17 protein-coding genes are annotated in these 17,216 nt (G+C 71.7%); 9 read left to right on the top strand and 8 right to left on the bottom strand.

The window, feature by feature from the left end:
• Positions 1–35: 35 nt before the first annotated feature.
• Positions 36–365 (bottom strand): hypothetical protein, encoded by a 330-nt coding sequence (locus tag GQQ95_RS02615; protein ID WP_157426051.1) that lies wholly within the window; start codon positions 363–365, stop codon positions 36–38.
• Between the two features lie 313 nt (positions 366–678).
• Between GQQ95_RS02615 and GQQ95_RS02610 the strand changes: the two genes are divergently transcribed.
• From GQQ95_RS02610 to GQQ95_RS02595, 4 genes are read left to right on the top strand one after another with little or no spacing between them, the layout of a single operon-like run.
• A complete protein-coding gene (locus tag GQQ95_RS02610) occupies positions 679–1,485 on the top strand; it encodes an amino acid ABC transporter substrate-binding protein (protein WP_157426050.1) in 807 nt (268 codons plus the stop codon).
• 33 nt (positions 1,486–1,518) lie between these two features.
• Positions 1,519–2,187, top strand: a complete 669-nt coding sequence (locus GQQ95_RS02605; protein WP_212275222.1) for an amino acid ABC transporter permease — start codon at positions 1,519–1,521, stop codon at positions 2,185–2,187.
• Complete coding sequence (locus GQQ95_RS02600; protein ID WP_157426049.1) at positions 2,174–3,031, top strand: amino acid ABC transporter ATP-binding protein; 858 nt, start codon at positions 2,174–2,176, stop codon at positions 3,029–3,031. Before GQQ95_RS02605 ends, GQQ95_RS02600 begins: the two co-directional genes overlap by 14 nt.
• Positions 3,032–3,056: 25 nt before the next feature.
• Entirely contained in the window at positions 3,057–3,809 is a 753-nt protein-coding gene (locus tag GQQ95_RS02595; protein WP_157426048.1) for a Pr6Pr family membrane protein, read from the top strand.
• Here the strand turns inward: GQQ95_RS02595 and GQQ95_RS02590 are convergent.
• The 3 genes from GQQ95_RS02590 to GQQ95_RS02580 all read right to left on the bottom strand — a co-directional run bounded on the left by GQQ95_RS02590 (position 3,706) and on the right by GQQ95_RS02580 (position 8,261).
• Entirely contained in the window at positions 3,706–5,271 is a 1,566-nt protein-coding gene (locus GQQ95_RS02590; protein ID WP_157426047.1) for a flavin monoamine oxidase family protein, read from the bottom strand. The two genes, GQQ95_RS02595 and GQQ95_RS02590, sit on opposite strands and share 104 nt — an antisense overlap.
• Positions 5,272–5,325: 54 nt before the next feature.
• Positions 5,326–6,675, bottom strand: coding sequence for an aspartate aminotransferase family protein (locus GQQ95_RS02585; RefSeq protein ID WP_212275241.1), 1,350 nt, complete (start codon positions 6,673–6,675; stop codon positions 5,326–5,328).
• A 101-nt stretch (positions 6,676–6,776) separates the two neighbouring features.
• Entirely contained in the window at positions 6,777–8,261 is a 1,485-nt protein-coding gene (locus GQQ95_RS02580) for a CoA-acylating methylmalonate-semialdehyde dehydrogenase (protein ID WP_157426045.1), read from the bottom strand.
• A gap of 122 nt (positions 8,262–8,383) precedes the next feature.
• Between GQQ95_RS02580 and GQQ95_RS02575 the strand changes: the two genes are divergently transcribed.
• The 3 genes from GQQ95_RS02575 (at position 8,384) to GQQ95_RS02565 (ending at position 11,385) form a co-directional block, all read left to right on the top strand.
• Positions 8,384–10,075: a PucR family transcriptional regulator gene (locus tag GQQ95_RS02575; RefSeq protein ID WP_246205149.1), complete on the top strand. Its 1,692-nt coding sequence runs from the start codon at positions 8,384–8,386 to the stop codon at positions 10,073–10,075.
• A gap of 111 nt (positions 10,076–10,186) precedes the next feature.
• Positions 10,187–10,642, top strand: coding sequence for a VOC family protein (locus GQQ95_RS02570; protein ID WP_157426044.1), 456 nt, complete (start codon positions 10,187–10,189; stop codon positions 10,640–10,642).
• Between the two features lie 14 nt (positions 10,643–10,656).
• Complete coding sequence (locus GQQ95_RS02565) at positions 10,657–11,385, top strand: winged helix-turn-helix transcriptional regulator (RefSeq protein ID WP_157426043.1); 729 nt, start codon at positions 10,657–10,659, stop codon at positions 11,383–11,385.
• Here GQQ95_RS02565 and GQQ95_RS02560 read toward each other — a convergent pair whose 3' ends face one another.
• Positions 11,386–11,955 (bottom strand): MOSC domain-containing protein, encoded by a 570-nt coding sequence (locus GQQ95_RS02560; protein ID WP_157426042.1) that lies wholly within the window; start codon positions 11,953–11,955, stop codon positions 11,386–11,388.
• A 184-nt stretch (positions 11,956–12,139) separates the two neighbouring features.
• Between GQQ95_RS02560 and GQQ95_RS02555 the strand changes: the two genes are divergently transcribed.
• Both GQQ95_RS02555 and GQQ95_RS02550 read left to right on the top strand, forming a co-directional pair.
• The gene (locus GQQ95_RS02555) at positions 12,140–12,835 is read left to right on the top strand and encodes a hypothetical protein (RefSeq protein ID WP_157426041.1); all 696 of its coding nucleotides are present in this window, start codon (positions 12,140–12,142) and stop codon (positions 12,833–12,835) included.
• An 86-nt stretch (positions 12,836–12,921) separates the two neighbouring features.
• On the top strand, positions 12,922–13,599 hold the full coding sequence (locus GQQ95_RS02550) for a hypothetical protein (RefSeq protein ID WP_157426040.1): 678 nt from the start codon (positions 12,922–12,924) through the stop codon (positions 13,597–13,599).
• Positions 13,600–13,626: 27 nt separating this feature from the next.
• Here GQQ95_RS02550 and GQQ95_RS02545 read toward each other — a convergent pair whose 3' ends face one another.
• From GQQ95_RS02545 to GQQ95_RS02535, 3 genes are all read right to left on the bottom strand, one after another.
• Positions 13,627–14,028 carry a cupin domain-containing protein gene (locus GQQ95_RS02545; RefSeq protein WP_246205148.1) on the bottom strand — a complete coding sequence of 134 codons (402 nt, stop codon included), beginning with the start codon at positions 14,026–14,028 and terminating at the stop codon, positions 13,627–13,629.
• Positions 14,025–15,473, bottom strand: coding sequence for an NAD(P)/FAD-dependent oxidoreductase (locus GQQ95_RS02540; protein WP_157426039.1), 1,449 nt, complete (start codon positions 15,471–15,473; stop codon positions 14,025–14,027). The genes GQQ95_RS02545 and GQQ95_RS02540 overlap by 4 nt, the downstream gene beginning before the upstream one ends.
• Before the next feature lie 148 nt (positions 15,474–15,621).
• A complete protein-coding gene (locus tag GQQ95_RS02535) occupies positions 15,622–17,193 on the bottom strand; it encodes a helix-turn-helix transcriptional regulator (RefSeq protein ID WP_157426038.1) in 1,572 nt (523 codons plus the stop codon).
• Positions 17,194–17,216 lie beyond the last annotated feature (23 nt).

Raw genomic sequence — 17,216 nt, 5'->3', positions numbered from 1 at the left:
CGAAGCCGGGGCGCCCTCCGCGTGCGTGGCCGGGGTCAGTTGACGCCGGGGATCACGAGCCACTGGTTGACGAGCACGACCCAGACGGCCAGCACGACGAGTGCGGCGACGGTCACGCCGCGACCGGTGCGACCGCCGGCGAACAGCGCGACGACGAGCGCGATGATCGTGGCGACGCCGAGCACCAGCGAGCCCCACGGGATGCCGGGCACGAAGAACGAGAGCAGGAACAGCGCGGCGACGATGACCTCGATGACGCCGACGACGGTCGAGCCGCCGCGGGCGCGGATGCGCCAGATGCCGTCGATGAGGGCGAGCACGCCGCCGATGAGCGCGATGAGCAGGAGCCAGGTCAGGGTGATCATGGGATCCCTTCGGGTGATGGTGCAGGGGGGCACCGGGGCGACGGAGGGGGTTCCGTCGGTCCTGAACACTATCGGCGCGCGATTTCGCGGGAGGAGGGGTTGCGCCGCACCTCCGTTTGCGTGTATTCCGCGAGGCGCATGTCCACGGCGGCCCCCGCACGCACGGAATGGGAATGCAACGCGAGGTCACGCGGTTTCACCTCGGGGCGCCCGCGTGATGGACTCGACACCTCCCGGGCGCGATCACACGCCCGGCCGCCATCCGCAACGCCGGCCCACAACGCCAGTACGTCTCGAACGGAGCTCCACCCGCATGTCACGAACCCGCACCCTCCTCGGCCTCGCCGCCGCATCCGCCGCCGTCCTCGCCCTCGCCGCCTGCTCGAGCAGCACGCCGGCCGCGACCGACGACGCATCCGGCGACGAGTACGGGCTGGTGAAGGCCGGCACCCTGACCGTCGCGACCGAGGGCACGTACCGTCCCTTCACGTACCACGACGAGGGCTCGGGCGACCTGGTCGGCTACGATGTCGAGATCGCCGAGGCCGTCGCCGACGAGCTGGGCCTCGAGATCGAGTTCCAGGAGACCCAGTGGGACGCGATCTTCGCGGGCCTCGAGTCGGGTCGCTCCGACGTCATCGCGAACCAGGTCTCGATCAACCCCGAGCGCGAGGAGAAGTACCTCTTCAGCTCGCCGTACACGGTGTCGCCGAGCGTCGTCGTCGTCAACGAGGGCGACACGTCGATCTCGAGCTTCGAGGACCTCGCCGGCAAGACCACCGCGCAGTCCCTGACGAGCAACTTCTACCAGCTCGCGGTCGACGCCGGTGCGAACGTCGAGGCCGTCGAGGGCTGGGCCCAGGCCGTCGCGCTCCTCGAGCAGGGCCGGGTCGACGCCACCGTGAACGACGAGCTGACCTACCTCGACTACGTCAAGGAGAACCCCGACGCGAAGCTCGAGGTCGTCGCCGAGACCGACCCGACCCAGAGCGCCCTCGCGTTCGCGAAGGACAAGACGGCCCTCGTGAAGGCCGTCGACGAGGCCCTCGAGACCCTCCGCGCCGACGGCACCCTCGCCGAGATCGGCGAGAAGTACTTCGGCGCCGACGTCTCCGAGTAGCCTCGCACCACACGACCTCGAAGGGAGGCCGACGTGGATTCCTCGGGCTGGCAGCTGTTCCTCGACTCCTTCTGGCCGATCGTCTGGGGCGGGCTGGGCGGGACCATCCCGCTCGCGCTCGCCTCGTTCGCGATCGGCATCGTCCTCGCGCTCGTCGTGGCACTCATGCGGATCTCGAAGAACCGCGTGCTCTCGGGCGTCGCGCGGTTCTACGTCTCCGTCATCCGGGGCACGCCGCTGCTCGTGCAGCTGTTCGTGATCTTCTACGGCATGCCCGCGGTGGGCATCGTGCTCGACCCGTGGCCGAGTGCGATCATCGCGTTCTCGCTCAACGTGGGCGGGTACGCCGCCGAGATCATCCGGGCCGCCATCCTCTCGGTGCCCAAGGGGCAGTGGGAGGCCGGGTACACGATCGGCATGTCCTCCGGCACCACGCTGCGGCGCATCATCCTGCCGCAGGCCGCCCGCGTCTCGGTGCCGCCCCTGTCGAACACGTTCATCTCGCTCGTGAAGGACACGTCGCTGGCGTCGCTCATCCTCGTCACCGAGCTGTTCCGGGTGTCCGAGGAGATCGCGGCGTTCAGCCAGGAGTTCATGCTCATCTACCTCGAGGCGGCGCTGATCTACTGGCTGTTCTGCCTCGTGCTGTCGAGTGGCCAGAGCGCGCTCGAGAGGAGACTGGATCGCTATGTCGCCGTCTGAGTTCGAACAGGACCCCACCCGATCGGATGCCGCGGGCCGGCGCCCGGCCGCCGGCGACCCGCTGGCGCCCGGGGCGACGCCCGACGACGCCGTGCTGCTGACGGCGCGCGGCATCCGCAAGTCCTTCGGGGAGAACGAGGTGCTGCGCTCGATCGACCTCGAGGTGCGTCGCGGCGAGGTCGTCGTGCTGATCGGGCCGAGCGGCTCGGGCAAGACGACCGTGCTGCGCTCGCTGAACGGGCTCGAGACGCCCGACAGCGGCGTGCTCGACTTCGACGGCGGGCCCGAGCTCGACTTCGCCGCCGGCATCACGAAGCAGGGGCGGGTCGCGATGCGCGACCGCTCGGCGATGGTGTTCCAGCAGCACAACCTCTTCCCCCACATGACCGTGCTCGAGAACGTCATCGAGGGTCCGGTGCGCGTGCAGCGCGTGCCGAGGGCCAGGGCGATCGCCGACGCCGAGGCGCTGCTCGAGCGCGTCGGCCTGTCTGACAAGCGCGACGCGTATCCGTTCGCGCTCTCGGGCGGGCAGCAGCAGCGCGTGGGCATCGTGCGCGCGCTCGCACTGAGGCCCGACCTGCTGCTCTTCGACGAGCCGACGAGCGCCCTCGACCCGGAGCTGGTCGGCGAGGTGCTGAAGGTCATCAAGGAGCTCGCCGACGAGGGCTGGACGATGGTCGTCGTGACCCATGAGCTGGGCTTCGCCAGGCAGGTCGCCGACGAGGTGCTGTTCATGGACGGCGGGGTCGTCGTCGAGCGGGGAGCGCCGAAGGACATCTTCACGAATCCGGCGGAGGAGCGCACCCGGCGCTTCCTCGACCGGATCCTGCGTCCACTGGACTGACGGGTCGCTGGCGTAGCGTTGAGGCATGCCCGCTGCCACCGGACCCTCGCCAGAGGCCCGGACGAGGCGGGCCCGGATGGCCCTCGGCACGTTCCGGCTGGGCATCGTGGTGCTCGAGCTCGTCGCCCTGGCGGGCAACCTCCGGTACGTGCTCGGCTTCCGCAGCTTCGCCGTCTCGAACTTCTTCAGCTACTTCACCATCCAGTCGGCGTTCATCGCCGTCGTGACTCTGACGATCGCGGCCGTCTACGCCCTGCGGGCGCCGCGCGACCCGGCGTGGCTGGGCGTCCTCCGCACGATGGCGACCGTGTACGTCGTGCTCTCGGGCCTCGTGTTCGCCGTCATCGTCGCGGAATCCTCCTCGCACGGCTACCGCGTCGACGTCCCGTGGTCGGACACGCTGCTGCACTTCGTGGTGCCCGCCCTCGCGCTCGTCGCCTGGACGACGGACAGCGTCATCGCCGTGAACCCGAGGGTGCCGTGGCCGACTATCGGGTGGGTGCTCGTGTTCCCGTCGGTGTGGCTCGTCTACACGCTCATCCGCGGCGCGGACGTCGGCTGGTACCCGTACTTCTTCCTCGACGAGGCGCAGGTCGGCAGCACGCTCGGCGTCGTCGTGTCCTGCGCGATCGTCGTGCTGATCTTCCTCGCGCTGACCTCGACGCTCGTCGCCGTCAACCGGTGGCTGTGGCGAAGGGCTCGAGATCGACGAGCACGGCCGACAGGAAGTCCTGGTCCGACAGCTGCTCGAGTCGCGTCGCCTGCGATGCGGCGATGAAGCCCACGAGCACCGGGTCGCCGCTTCCGGTGGCGACCCCGGCGTCGACCCACAGGGCGACCGTCGGGAACCCCCCGACCACGGTGAGCACGGATGCCGCGGGCGCGGCGGGGTCTGCGGGCTGCGCGTCGCCCGTGGCATCCGCGTCGCCCGTGGCACCCGCGCCCGTGGCGTCCGTCGTCCCGGATCGCCAGAAGGGCTCGTCGAAGGCGAGCCAGACCACGTCGAGGACGCCCATGCCGAGCTGTGCGATGGCCTGCTGCTGAGGTCGGGGGAGCGCCGGCTCGAAGCGCACCTGGTCGGTCTTCAGCACGCCGAGCGGCAGCGTCACGATCGCGCGGTCGACGTTGAGCGACTCGCCCGTGTCGAGGCGGAGACTGACCCGCTCGTCGTCGTAGGCGATGCGGGTCACGGCGCTCGAGAGCACCAGGTCGAGGCCCTCGGCGAGCGGGGTGAACACGTCGGCGATCGGCTCGGAGGGCAGGCGCAGGCCGGCGAACGGGTCGCCGCCGGCGGCCGCGAACAGAGCCAGGCGTTTGGACGGGTCGAACTGCTGCGCGGAGACGACCGTGGGTGCGGCGCCGGTGACCGGTTGCAGGCCGCTCGTGAGGGCGTGCCTCAGCCAGTCGGCGGGGCTCACGCCATCGGCTCCGTCGGCCTCGGACGCCGGGATCCCCCCCGAACCGAGCAGGGCCGTCGCGACGGCGACGTCGTGGGGGCGCTCCTGCGCCCAGACGTGCGCCCGCTCGAGGGCGTCGACGCCGATCGTGGAGGCGGGCACCGGCGTGCCGTCGATGCGGTGCACGACGGCCACCCCGCCCACGGGGGCCGTCGTGACGGATGCCCCGGCGAGCTCGCCGAGCAGCTCGTCGTCGTCGGAGAGGAACCACGTGCCGAGCTCCGCGGTGCCGCCGAGGGCATCGTCGGCGATCGACTGGACCCGACCGCCGATGCGGTCGCGCGCCTCGATGACGAGCACCTCGTACCCGTCGTCGGCGAGGCGGCGGGCGGCGGTGAGGCCGGCCATGCCCGCCCCGATGACGGCGACCCGCTCGCCCGGTTCCGCGAGGGCCGCGAGGTCGGCGGCGGCACGGAGCCCGGATCGCCGCGCGCCGTCGAGCGTGCCGGGCGCGGCCGTCGACGTGGCTTCGCCGGCGAACACGAGGCGATCGGCGACGGGAGCCGTCAGCCGCTCGCGCATGGCATCGGTCGAGCCGAACTCGGGGAAGCTGAACGAGCCGCGCGCGTAGGGGTCGGAGCCCCAGGCCGAGCGCCGCATGTTCGTCGGGCGCGGCACCGGCGACGGCGATGGGCCCGTGGTCGGCCCGGGCGTCGCCGTGCGCGTGGGGCTCGGCTCGTCGCCCCAGGTGCAGCTCGACAGCGCGACGCCGAGTACTCCGGCGAGGCCCGCCGCCAGGAAGCTGCGTCGGGCCATGCCGCCCGACGCGCCCCGTTCGTCCATGCGACTCAGGCTATCCGACGAGTCGAGGGCGAACGAGGCGCGAAGCGCGCGGCGTCAGGCGACGACGTACGCGTCGGCCACCTTCAGGGCCTCGTCGATGATGTCCAGGCCGCGCACCAGGTCGGCCTCGGAGATCACGAGCGGCGGCGCGACGTGCATCCGGTTGAAGTGCACGAACGGCCAGAGGCCCGCCTGCTTGCAGGCGGCGGCGACGGCGGCCATCGGCGCGGCATCCGCACCACCGGCGTTGAACGGCACCAGCGGCTCCCGGGTGGCCGGGTCGCGCACGAGCTCGATCGCCCAGAAGAGGCCGAGGCCGCGCACCTCCCCGACGCTCGGGTGCGTCTCGGCGATCTCCCGGAGTCGCGGACCGACGACGCGCTCGCCGAGGTCGCGGACCCGCTCGAGGACGCCGTCGCGTTCGAAGACCTCGAACGTCGCGACGCCCGGCGCGCAGGCGAGCGGGTGGCCGGAGTACGTGAGGCCGCCGGCGAACGCCACCGTGTCGAAGTGGGAGGCGATGCGCTGGGAGATCACCACGCCGCCGAGCGGCACGTAGCCCGAGTTCACCCCCTTCGCGAAGGTGATGAGGTCGGGCGTGACGCCGAAGTGGTTCACGGCGAACCACTCGCCGACCCGGCCGAACCCGACCATGACCTCGTCGGCGATGTAGACGATGCCGTACTTGTCGGCCAGCGCCCGGACGCCCTCGAGGTAGCCGGGCGGCGGCACGAGCACGCCGTTGGTGCCGACGATCGTCTCGAGGATGATCGCTGCGACGGTCGACGCGCCCTCGAGCACGATGACCTGCTCGAGGTGCGCGAGCGCGCGCTCGGCCTCCTGCGCCGGGCTCTCGCTGTGGAACGAGGACCGGTACGCGTACGGGCCCATGAAGTGCGCGACGGAGCCGTCGGACGGCTCGTTCGCCCAGCGGCGCGGGTCGCCGGTGAGCGAGATCGCCGTCGCCGTGCCGCCGTGGTAGCTGCGGTACATCGAGAGCACCTTGCGCCGGCCGGTCACCGCGCGGGCCATGCGCACCGCGTACTCGTTCGCGTCGGCCCCGCCGTTCGTGAAGAACACCCGGTCGAGATCGCCGGGAGCGACCTCGGCGATGCGGCGTGCGAGCTCTCCGCGCACGTCGTTCGCCATCGACGGCTGGATGGTCGCCAGGCGGCCGGCCTGCTGCTGGATCGCCGCCACGAGGTCGGGGTGCTGGTGGCCGAGGTTCAGGTTCACGAGCTGCGAGCTGAAGTCGAGGTACGCGTTGCCCGCGTAGTCCCGGAACGTCGCGCCCTCGCCCGAGGCGATCGGCAGCGGGTCGATGAGCGCCTGCGCGCTCCACGAGTGGAACACGTGCGCGCGGTCGTCGGCGCGCACCTGCGCCTCGGCGGCGGCGTCGGGCAGCGGATGCCGCGTGCCCGCGCGGTCGAGGAAGCTCGGCGTCGCGGCATCCGGGGCGGCTGCGGCATCCGTCTGGGGAAGGAGGGTGTCGGTCACGTCGGGTCCTAGTGGTTGCTCGGGAAGCCGAGGTTGATCTGCGATTCGCTCGGCTGGGGCCAGCGCGTGGTCACGACCTTGGAACGCGTGTAGAAGTGCACCGACTCGGGGCCGTAGATGTGGGAGTCGCCGAAGAGGGAGTTCTTCCAGCCGCCGAACGAGTAGGCGCCGATCGGCACGGGGATCGGCACGTTGACGCCGACCATGCCGACCTCGATGTCGAACTCGAACGCGCGGGCCGTGCGGCCGTCGCGCGTGAAGATCGCCGTGCCGTTCGCGAAGCGGTTCGCGTTGATGAGCGCCACCGCCTCGTCGTAGGTCTCGACGCGCACGACCGAGAGCACGGGGCCGAAGATCTCATCCTCGTAGACCTTCATGCCGGGCTTCACGTGGTCCACGAGCGAGACGCCGACGAAGAAGCCGTCGGTGTCGAACTGCTGGGTCGTGCCGTCGACGACGACGGTCGCACCCTCGGCCTCGGCCCCGGCCACGTAGGACGCGACCTTGTCGCGGTGCTCGCGGGTGATGAGCGGGCCCATCTCGGATGCCGCGTCGGTGCCGTCGCCGATGACGAGGCCGTGCATGCGCGAGCGCACCTTCTCGACGAGCTCGTCGGCCACGTCGCCCACGGCGACGAGCACGGAGACGGCCATGCACCGCTCGCCGGCGGAGCCGTACGCGGCGGAGATCGCGGCGTCGGCCGCGCCGTCGAGGTCGGCGTCGGGCATGACGACCATGTGGTTCTTGGCGCCGCCGAGGGCCTGGACCCGCTTGCCGTTCTGCGAGGCTCGCTCGTAGATGGACTTCGCGATGGGCGTCGAGCCGACGAAGGACACGGCGCGCACGTCGGGCGACTCGAGGATCGCGTCGACCGCGACCTTGTCACCGTGCACGACGTTGAGCACGCCGTCGGGCAGACCGGCCTCCTGGAAGAGCTTCGCGAGGAACACCGCGGCGCTCGGGTCCTTCTCGGACGGCTTCAGCACGACCGTGTTGCCGCACGCGATCGCCGAGGCGACCATCCAGAGCGGCACCATGACGGGGAAGTTGAAGGGCGTGATGGCACCGACGACGCCGACGGGCTGCTTGGCCGAGTGCACGTCGACTCCGCGCGCGACCTGCTCGGAGTGCTCGCCCTTCAGCAGGTGCACGAGGCCGGCGGCGAACTCCACGTTCTCGATGCCGCGCGAGATCTCGCCCGCGGCATCCGAGAGCACCTTGCCGTGCTCGCTCGTGACGATCGCCGCGAGCTCGGGCGTGCGCTCGACGAGCAGCTGGCGAAGCCGGAAGAACACGTCGGCGCGCTTGACGAGGCCGGTCGCACGCCAGCCGGGCAGCGCCGCCTTCGCCGTGGCGATGGCCCGCTCGACCTCGGTCGTCGACGCGAACGCGACCTCGTGCTGCTGCTGGCCCGTCGCCGGGTTGAAGACGGGGCCGGTGCGGTCGGCGTCGGCGGTCTCGACGCCGCCGATGACGTGACGGATGAGGCTCATGCTGTTCCTTCGTGACTGGGTGGTGACGGATGCCGCGCGCCGACGCTGTTGCTCGGACACTTCGCCCGATCGTCGATTAGGCTTGCGACTCCAAGCTTTTCAGAGGGTGCGAGGGCTCACCGATGGCAGAACGTCGCGAAGACGTGGCGAACCAGACGGATCGTATGGCCGCGGTCGCCGCCGACGACGGACTGCCGACCGTGCGCGAGATCCTCTCGCTCGATGCGGTGGTCGCCGGAGTGCCGGAGGTGCTCGCGAGCGATGAGGCGCTCGACGCGCACGTTCGCTGGGTGCACGTGTCCGACAGCTCCGGCGTCGCCCGCCTGCTCGAGGGCGGCGAGCTCCTGCTGTCCACCGGCTCGGGATGGCCGGCCGAGCCCGCCGACCTCGACGCGTTCATCGGCGGCCTCGTCGACGCGGGCCTCGCAGGCCTCGTGCTCGAGCTCGGCGTGCACTACCACTACCTGCCGGCGGTGGTCGAGCGGGCGGCCCGCGAGCGCGGTCTCGCCCTCGTGGTCCTGCACCGCGAGGTGAAGTTCGTCGTGCTCACCGAGGCCGTGCACAGCCGCATCATCTCGGAGCAGACGGCTGCCCTCCGGGCCCGTGACGAGGTGCGCGAGCGGTTCACCGCGCTCAGCCTGCGCGGCTCGCCCGCCGACTTCATTGTGCAGCAGCTCGCCCAGACGCTCGGATCGGCCGTGGTGCTCGAGAACCTCGCCCACGAGGTCGTGGCCGCCGAGGCGCCGCCCGCCGATGAGGCGGAGCTCCTCGCGAACTGGGAGGCGCGCTCGCGGGCGGAGCACCGCCGGCACCTGGCGGCGCGGCAGGGCGGGATGCCCGGCGGGTCGAGCCCGGCGGCGTCCGCGTCCTCTCCCGACGAGTGGCTCATCGTGCCGGTCGAGGCTCGCGGCACGCGGTGGGGGCATCTCATCGCGATGCCCGGCCCGGCGCATCCGGCCGGGCGGACGAGCGTGCTCGAGCAGGGCGCGATCGCGCTCGCCCTGGGCCGCCTCGCCGACGGCGAGGCCGACGAGTGGACGAGGATCGGCCGCCAGCGCCTCGTCGACGGGCTGGTGTCCGGCCGCTTCGCGGGGCTCGACGGCGCCGAGGCGCGGGTGCGGGCATTCGGACTGCCGCTCGAGGGTGCGACGCTCTACGGCATCGTCGTCACGGGCGCGTCGATCGCGCCGGGAGCAGCGGATGCCGCGGCCCGCGCGCTCGCCGGGCGGGCGATCGACGGCGCCGCCGACGCGGCGGGCGGGCCGACGGGTGCCCGCATCGTCCTGCTCTCCGCGCCGAAGGCGCTGGGCGACGCCCAGGCGGCCGAGTTCGCCTCCGCGCTCGTGGGCGGCGACGCGGGATCCCTCGACCGGCTCGTGCTCTCCGTCGGCGCCCCGGCCGGCGGCCTCGAGGGCCTGCTGGCTTCGGTCCAGGAGGCGACGGACCTGGCTCGGAGCGCGCGCCCCCGCGGGGTGCGCGGCGTGCTCGTGCGGCGTGCGGAGGATCGCCCGCTCATGCGCCTCGTGACCTCGCTGCGCGACGACCATCGCCTGCTCAGGCACAGCGAGCGGATGCTCGCGCCGCTTATCGAGTACGACCTCGCCCGCGACGGCGACCTGCTGACCGTCCTCGGCGCGATGCTCGCCCATCCGGGCAACCGCACGGCGGCCGCGGCGGCCTCGCATCTCTCGCGTTCGGTCTTCTACCAACGGCTGGCGCTGATCGGGGACCTGCTGGGCTACGACCTCGACGACGGCGAGGTGCTGACCGGGCTGCACCTGGCGCTCCTCGTGCGGCGGAGCGCCGCCCGATGAGCGCCCGCGCGCGACATCCGAGGAATTCTTACTTGCTATTGACAAGTTCACTTGCAAAGAGCAAGCTTGGCCTCACCGAAGCGATCCACTGACGATTTCTTGGAGGAGATCATGACCGCGACCAGCATCTTCGTGAACCTGCCCACGAGCGACCTCGATCGTTCGAAGGCGTTCTACGAGGGCCTCGGGTTCACCATCAACCCCATGTTCACCGACGAGAACGCGGCCTGCGTCGTGCTCGACGAGAACATCTACTTCATGGTGCTCACGCGCGAGTACCTCGGCACGTTCACCGACAAGCAGATCATCGACCCGAAGACGCACGCGCAGACGAGCATCGCCTTCACCCGCGACTCGCGGGACGAGGTCGATGCGGTGCTCGCCAAGGGGCTCGCGGCCGGCGGCAGCGAGCCGCGTGAGGCGCAGGACCACGGCTTCATGTACTCTCGCGACCTCGAGGACCCCGACGGCAACATCCTCGGCTTCCTCTACATGGAGCCGACCGCCGCAGAGCAGGGCCCCGACGCCTACCTCGCCGAGCAGGGCGCCGGCCAGGCCACGGCCTGACCCCGGCACGACTCGTGGCGACACGCGCGGCGCGCGGGTACGGGCAGTACAGCGGTACCGCCCGTGCCCTCGAGCGCGTCGGCGACCGGTGGGCGCTGCTCATCGTGCGCGACCTGCTCATCGGTCCGCGCCGGTACGGCGACCTCAAGGCCTCCCTGCCGAGGATCCCGACGAACATCCTCAGCGATCGCCTGAAGGAGCTGCAGGAGGCCGGGGTGCTCCGCCGCGTGCCGACCGTGCGCGGCGGCTACGAGCTGACGGCGCTCGGACATGCGCTCGAGCCCGCCGTCATGGCGCTCGAGCGATGGGGCTGGTCGGTGCTCGGCGAGCCGGGCGAGGGCGACGGGGTCGGAGCCGATGCGCTCGCGATGTCGCTGCGCGCCGCATTCCGAGCGGATGCCGCGGCCGCCCTGCCTCCCACGGAGTACGTGCTGCACGTCGGCGACGTCTCCGTGTCGGCCATCGTCGTGGCCGGAACGCTCGACATCGTCGCGGTCGGGCCGGGCGCACTGCCCTCGCCGCGGCGCCGGTCGGCATTCGAGCCGGTGGCGAGCGCCGTGCTCGAGCTCGAGGTGACGCCGTCGGAACTGCGCGACCTGATGTCGGCCGGGTCGGAGGGCTCGGATGCCGCGACGGCTCGGTTCACCGGAGACGACGAACTGCTCGGGCGTTTCACGAGCACGTTCCGCATCGACCCGATCGAGCCGACCGCCGGCCGTGACGGCCTGGCAGCGGCCTCCTGATCAGACCGGCTGCAGGGCCTCGTGCTCGCCCTCGGGCAGTGCCACGGTGATGGCATCGCCGGGGCTCACGGTTCCGTCGGCCAGCACGACCGCCATGACGCCCGCGAGCCGGACGATCTCGCCGTCGTCGCCGCGCGCCACGAGTCGCCGCATGAGGCCGTGGCCGAGCTGGTCGATCTGGACGCAGGGGTTGCGCAGGCCCGTGATCTCGATCTCCGCCCCATCGCCGAAGCGCACCCGCGTGCCCCGGGGAAGGCCGAGCAGGTCGATCCCGCGCGTGAGCACGTTCTCGCCGAGCGCGCCCGGCACGACCTCGAAGCCGTCCTGTGCCAACTCGTCGAGCAGCTCGGCGTGGATGAGGTGCACCTGGCGCAGGTTGGGCGTCGACGGGTCGCGCCGCACGCGCGAGCGGTGCTGCACCGTGCGACCGGCATGGGCGTCCCCCTCGACCCCGAGCCCGGTGACGAGGGTGATCTCGTCGCGGGTCGGCTTGCTGAACCGGTGCGCGTCGTCGCGCGAGACCGACGCGACGCGGGCATGGTCGGGGATCAGCTCGTGGAGGGTGGCCATGGTTCGAGCGTAGGTCACACCTCCGACGCGGGTATCGACCCGAGGGGCATGCCCTGGTCGAGCTCCGCCGGCCGCCGGCCGGCAGCGTTATCGAAGCGAGACGCAGGAGTCCTGTCCAGCGGGGTTGCGGCTGGATATCGTTTCCCTGCGGTTCCCCCCGCACTGCTCAGCCGGAGGAGAACCCATGTCACGAACCCGCCGCTTCGCGTCGATCCCTGCCGCCCTCGGGCTGGGCACGCTGGCGCTGCTCGGCCTCGCCGGATGCACCCTCGGGGAAGCGAAGGCGATCGAATCGTCGGCGACCGCGTCCTCGTCGCCGCCACCATCCGAGTCGACCCCGCCGACGCCGACGCCATCGTCGACACCGAAGTCGTCCGAGGTGCCGGAGCCCGAGCCCGAGCCGGTCGCTTCGGATCCCGCCGACGTCGCGACCTGGGAGGTCTCGGCCACCGGCATCGGTCCGATCACGCGCGGCGCGGCCTACCCCGGGTCGATCGAGCCCTTGACGTCGTTCACGGTGGAGGAGTACTGCCCGGGGGTCGTCGGGGTCTCCAGGGATGCGACGGTCGGCGTCGCGCTGCAGCTGTCGAACGACGGCACCGAGATCGGGACGATCTGGGTCAACGGACGCGCCGGTGAGGGTGGATCGATCCCGATCTCGCCCTCCACGGCCGAGGGGATCACCCTCGGATCCTCGGCCGATGAGCTCGCGGCGGCGTACCCCGACCTCCAACAGGTCGGACAGATGAGTGCCGACACCTTCGGCTACGCCGTCGGGGACGACGCCACAGGGTGGATCGACTTCATCGTCGACGGTGACGTCGTGACGGCGATGGGCTCGTCGGAGGTGCCGCGCGCGCCCAAGGAGCTGTGCGGTTGACCCCCGCAGCCGAACCTCGCCGCGTGATCGACTGCCGCGAGGCGACACATCCCAGCGGCGCGTCACCCGAACCTCGAAGGAGAGCGATGGCACGCACTCGAGCATCCGTCCCAGGGCTGGTCGCGGTTGCGCTCACCGCGCTCCTGCTCACCTCGTGCTCGTCGCCCTCCGCGCAGGGTGCAGATGCCTCGACACCCGCTTCGGCGAGCCCGAGCCCGAGCCCGACGCCGACGCCGACGCCGACGTCGACGTCGACGTCCGAGCCAACCCCCACCGCGACGCCCGAACCGGCGCCGGCTCCTGACGCGTCCGCCCCGTTCGATGCCTCCGACATCTCCACCTGGACGATCTCGCGCGCGGGCATCGGGCCGATCGAGCGCGGGGCGGCCTACCCCGAGGTCCTCGGTGCCGCGCCCGGGTACGAGAAGGTCGACTGGTGCAGTGGCGTGGTGCGCCTGGAGCAGTCCGGCTCGGCGACGCTCGTGCTCCACCTGTCGGGAGACGGGCTGACGGTCGAGACGATCACCGTCTCCGGGCAGGACGTCGCGGGTCCGATGACGCCCGAGGGCATCGGCCTCGGCTCGTCCACGGAGGAACTTCTCGCGGCCCACACCGACCTCTCGCTCTCGAGCCGGCCCACCCCCGAGACATGGACCTACGCGACGCCGGTCGAGGACGCGGCGAACGTGAGCTTCCGGACGTTCGAGGACGAGGTCAGGGTCATCGGCGTCGGCGCCGGCATCCCGAAGGAGCCCTGCGCCTGACCTGCCGGCGCTGAAGGCGAGCGAGTCCTACGGCGCGACGAAGACCTTGCGCAGCGTCTCGCGCACGGTCCAGACGGTCTCCATGCCGGCGTCGAGGCGCACGATCGATCCCGGCCGGAGGACGATCGACTCGAGGGCGGGTCGCTCGAACTCGACGGTCGCATCGCCCGCGAGCACCACGAAGACCTCGTCGGCCTCGACGTCGCGCATGGCGCCTGGCGTCATCTCCCAGACGCCGATCTCGCGAGCGCTGCCGACCGGGTCGACGTCGTCCGCCCCCGGTCCACGTGCGTCGAGCACGACGTACCCCGTCGTCGGCGACCCGGCCACGACCTGGTCGGCAGGCACCGGCTCGTGCTCGAGCGCGAGGCTCGCGGCATCCGTCACCGCACCGGCGAGGAGCCGGGTGGGGTCGGCGGAGGCCGTCACGAGTCGAATCCGAGCCCGAGCGCGTCGAGCGTCTTCAGCAGCAGGTTGCGGCGGCCGCCGTTGTGGTCGGCCCGATCGAGCGACCACCTGGTGGCGTTGATGCCGATCGCGGCGGCGGGCTCGGGAGGGAAGGGCAGCGGGCGCTTGCGCACCATCTCGAGCTGGGTGCGCTCGTTGTCGCGCCGTTCGAGGAGGTCGAGCATGACCTCGGCGGCGAACCTCGTCGACCCGACGCCGAGTCCGGTGAAGCCCGCGGCGTAGGCGACGCGATGATCGCGCGCGGTGCCGAAGAAGGCCGTGAACTGGGTGCTGGTGTCGATCGCGCCGGCCCACTGGTGGCTGAACTGCAGGCCCTCGAGCTGCGGGAACGTCGTGAAGAAGTGGCTCGCGAGCTTCGCCCACGTCTCCGGGCGTCGCTCGTACCCGGAGCGCACGCGTCGCCCGTAGTGGTAGATCGCGTCGTAGCCGCCGAACAGGATGCGGTTGTCCTTGGAGAGCCGGTAGTAGTGGAACTGGTTCGCCATGTCGCCGATGCCCTGGCGATCGCGCCATCCGATGCTGTCCAACTGCTGCTCGGTGAGCGGCTCGGTCATGAGCACGTAGTCGTACACGGGCACGGTCATGAGCCGGTTGCGCTTCAGCAGCGACGGGAAGACGTTCGTGCCGAGCACCGCGTGCGCAGCCTCGACCCGGCCGCCCTCGGTGATGACGCTGACCGCGCCCGTCGACCCCGGGGTGTCGATGCGCTTCACGGGGGAGTGCTCGAAGATCTCGACGCCGAGCTCCTCCGCGACGCGCGCGAGCTCCGACGCGAGCCGGGCCGGGTGCAGCATGCCGTTCGTGCGCTTCTCCCACACGCCGGCGAGGTAGGTGGGGGAGGCGACGGATGCCTGCACCTCCCGCTCGTCGAGGAACACGACGCTGTCGTCGCCCTCGGCCACCGCATCGGCGTGCATCTCGCGCAGCCACTCGACCTGGTGCTCCTCGATCGCGGGCGCCAGGGCGCCGGTGCGCTCGAAGTGGAAGTCCATGCCGAGCTCGGCCTCCGACGCCTCGATCGCATCGAGGTTCCCGAGGCCCAGACGGTTCAGCAGGGGCAGGTCATCGGGCCAGCGGGCCATGCCGTTCTCGTGGCCGTGCGTCAGGCTCGCCTCGCAGAAGCCGCCGTTGCGACCGGATGCCGCCCAGCCGACGGACTTCGCCTCGACGAGCACGACGTGTGCGCCGGGGTTGCGGCGCTTGGCGAGCACCGCGGTCCAGAGGCCCGTGTAGCCGCCGCCGACGACGACCAGGTCGGCGACCTTCGCGCCCATCAGCTTGGGGCGGCCGCCGACGGCGCCCTCCGGTAGGTCCTCGAGCCAGAACACCGCCTGCGCGGTCGGCTTCAGTGCATGTTCGACAACGGATGCCGGGGGCCGGCGTCGTTCGAATACGGTCGTTCCCACGGGGATCACTCCAAGGCGGTCGGGCTGGACTCCATCCTCCCGTGCCGCCGTCGGCGCCGCTACGGGCGCCGTGTCGCGACATCCGCCCGCCACCGGACAGGATGCCCGGATCCGGCCGGTCTCCACCCCGATGCGGGCCCGGCGCGGGTCAGGCGTGCGGCGCGTGCGCCTCGAGGAATGCGAAGACCTCGGTCTGGTCGACGCCCGGGAACGTGCCCGTGGGCAGCGCCGCGAGCAGCGAGGTCGGGGTCCGCGCGGCCGGCCACGAGGCATCCGCCCACCGCTCGGCGAGGCCGGCGGGCGCCTGGCAGCACGCGGGGTCGGGGCAGCGTGACACCGCACGATGGGGTGTCTCCCGTCCGCGGAACCACTTCACGTGCTCGAACGGCACGCCGACCGACACCGAGTACTCGCCCTCCTTCGCCTTCTCGATGCGCGAGGTGCACCAGAACGTGCCCGAGGGCGTGTCGGTGTACTGGTACCAGGGGCTGAAGCGGTCCTCGACGTCGAAGACGGTGCGGGCGGTCCAGTTGCGGCACATCGTGGTGCCCTCGATGGCCCCGAGGGCGTCGCTCGGGAAGCGCACCCGGTCGTTCTCGTAGGCCTTGATGATCGTGCCCGACTCGTGCACCTTCGTGAAGTGCACGGGGATGCCGAGCCTGGCCGTCGCGAGGTTCGTGAATCGGTGCGCCGCCGTCTCGTACGACACCGCGAAGTGGTCGCGCAGCTCCTCCATCGAGATGCGGCGCAGGTTCTTCGCCTCCGTGAGGAAACGGACGGCCGCCTGCTCGGGGAGCAGGATCGCGGCGGTGAGGTAGTTCGTCTCGATCCGCTGGCGAAGGAACTCGTCGTAGCCGTGCGGCTCGACGTGGCCGAGCAGGTGGCTCGCCAGTGCCTGGAGGATGGGGGAGCGCGAATCCCGCGAGGGCGACTGCTCGGTGGGCAGGTAGATGCGGCCGTTGCGCTTGTCGGTCACCGACCTCGTCGAGTGCGGCAAGTCGCCCACGTAGTGCAGCGAGTAGCCGAGGTGGCTCGCCATGTCGGCGACGAGCTGGTGGGAGACGGGCCCGCCGGTGTGCCCGACGGCTTCGAGCAGCTCGGCGGCCTTGGCCTCGAGCTCGGGGTAGAAGTTGTCGCGCGAGCGCATCTCGGCGCGCAGCACGGCGTTCGCGCGCCGCGCCTCCTCGGGGGTCGCGGCGCGCTCGCGGTGCAGGCGGTCGATCTCGTTGTGCAGCGCGAGGATGGTCGCGAGCGTCTGGTCGTTCATGCCCTTGGCCACGCGGAACGGCTCGAGCCCGAGCGCGGCGAACACGGGCCCGCGCTGGGCGCGCTCGACGGCGATCTCGAGGGCCGCGCGCTCGGACGGGGCATCCGGCTTCAGCAGTTCCTCGACCGAGGTGCCGAGGGCCCCGGCGATCGTGCGCAGCATGGAGAGTCGCGGTTCGCGCTTGCCGTTCTCGATGGCGCTCACCTGCGAGGGCGCGCGGTCGATCGCGGCAGCCAGCTCGCCGAGGGTCATCGACCGAGCGGTGCGGTGTTCGCGGATGCGCCGGCCGAGGGTCAGGGCGTCGACCTCGCCGGTCGGGGCGCCGTCGGCCTCGGCGGCATCGACCGGGGCGGGCCGGCCGGGACGCTCGACGCGCCCCGCGCCGACGGCCGGGCCTGCGGAACGCGAGGCGGCCTGGATCGGTGCGCGGGGAGTGCGATCGGCGATGATCATCTTTCGATGGTCACACGCGCAGG

The organism is Agromyces salentinus (assembly GCF_009749395.1).
GTDB lineage: Bacteria > Actinomycetota > Actinomycetes > Actinomycetales > Microbacteriaceae > Agromyces > Agromyces salentinus.
Note: the sequence above shows the minus strand (reverse complement) of the source record. Positions and strands in the feature narration are given on the sequence as shown.

Excerpts from the sequence above, each read along its gene's own strand:
- GQQ95_RS02615 (WP_157426051.1), bottom strand. The coding sequence starts at position 365 with ATGATCACCCTGACCTGGCTCCTGCTCATCGCGCTCATCGGCGGCGTG.
- GQQ95_RS02610 (WP_157426050.1), top strand. The coding sequence starts at position 679 with ATGTCACGAACCCGCACCCTCCTCGGCCTCGCCGCCGCATCCGCCGCC.
- GQQ95_RS02600 (WP_157426049.1), top strand. The coding sequence starts at position 2,174 with ATGTCGCCGTCTGAGTTCGAACAGGACCCCACCCGATCGGATGCCGCG.
- GQQ95_RS02595 (WP_157426048.1), top strand. The coding sequence starts at position 3,057 with ATGCCCGCTGCCACCGGACCCTCGCCAGAGGCCCGGACGAGGCGGGCC.
- GQQ95_RS02590 (WP_157426047.1), bottom strand. The coding sequence starts at position 5,271 with ATGGACGAACGGGGCGCGTCGGGCGGCATGGCCCGACGCAGCTTCCTG.
- GQQ95_RS02580 (WP_157426045.1), bottom strand. The coding sequence starts at position 8,261 with ATGAGCCTCATCCGTCACGTCATCGGCGGCGTCGAGACCGCCGACGCC.
- GQQ95_RS02575 (WP_246205149.1), top strand. The coding sequence starts at position 8,384 with ATGGCAGAACGTCGCGAAGACGTGGCGAACCAGACGGATCGTATGGCC.
- GQQ95_RS02570 (WP_157426044.1), top strand. The coding sequence starts at position 10,187 with ATGACCGCGACCAGCATCTTCGTGAACCTGCCCACGAGCGACCTCGAT.
- GQQ95_RS02560 (WP_157426042.1), bottom strand. The coding sequence starts at position 11,955 with ATGGCCACCCTCCACGAGCTGATCCCCGACCATGCCCGCGTCGCGTCG.
- GQQ95_RS02555 (WP_157426041.1), top strand. The coding sequence starts at position 12,140 with ATGTCACGAACCCGCCGCTTCGCGTCGATCCCTGCCGCCCTCGGGCTG.
- GQQ95_RS02550 (WP_157426040.1), top strand. The coding sequence starts at position 12,922 with ATGGCACGCACTCGAGCATCCGTCCCAGGGCTGGTCGCGGTTGCGCTC.
- GQQ95_RS02535 (WP_157426038.1), bottom strand. The coding sequence starts at position 17,193 with ATGATCATCGCCGATCGCACTCCCCGCGCACCGATCCAGGCCGCCTCG.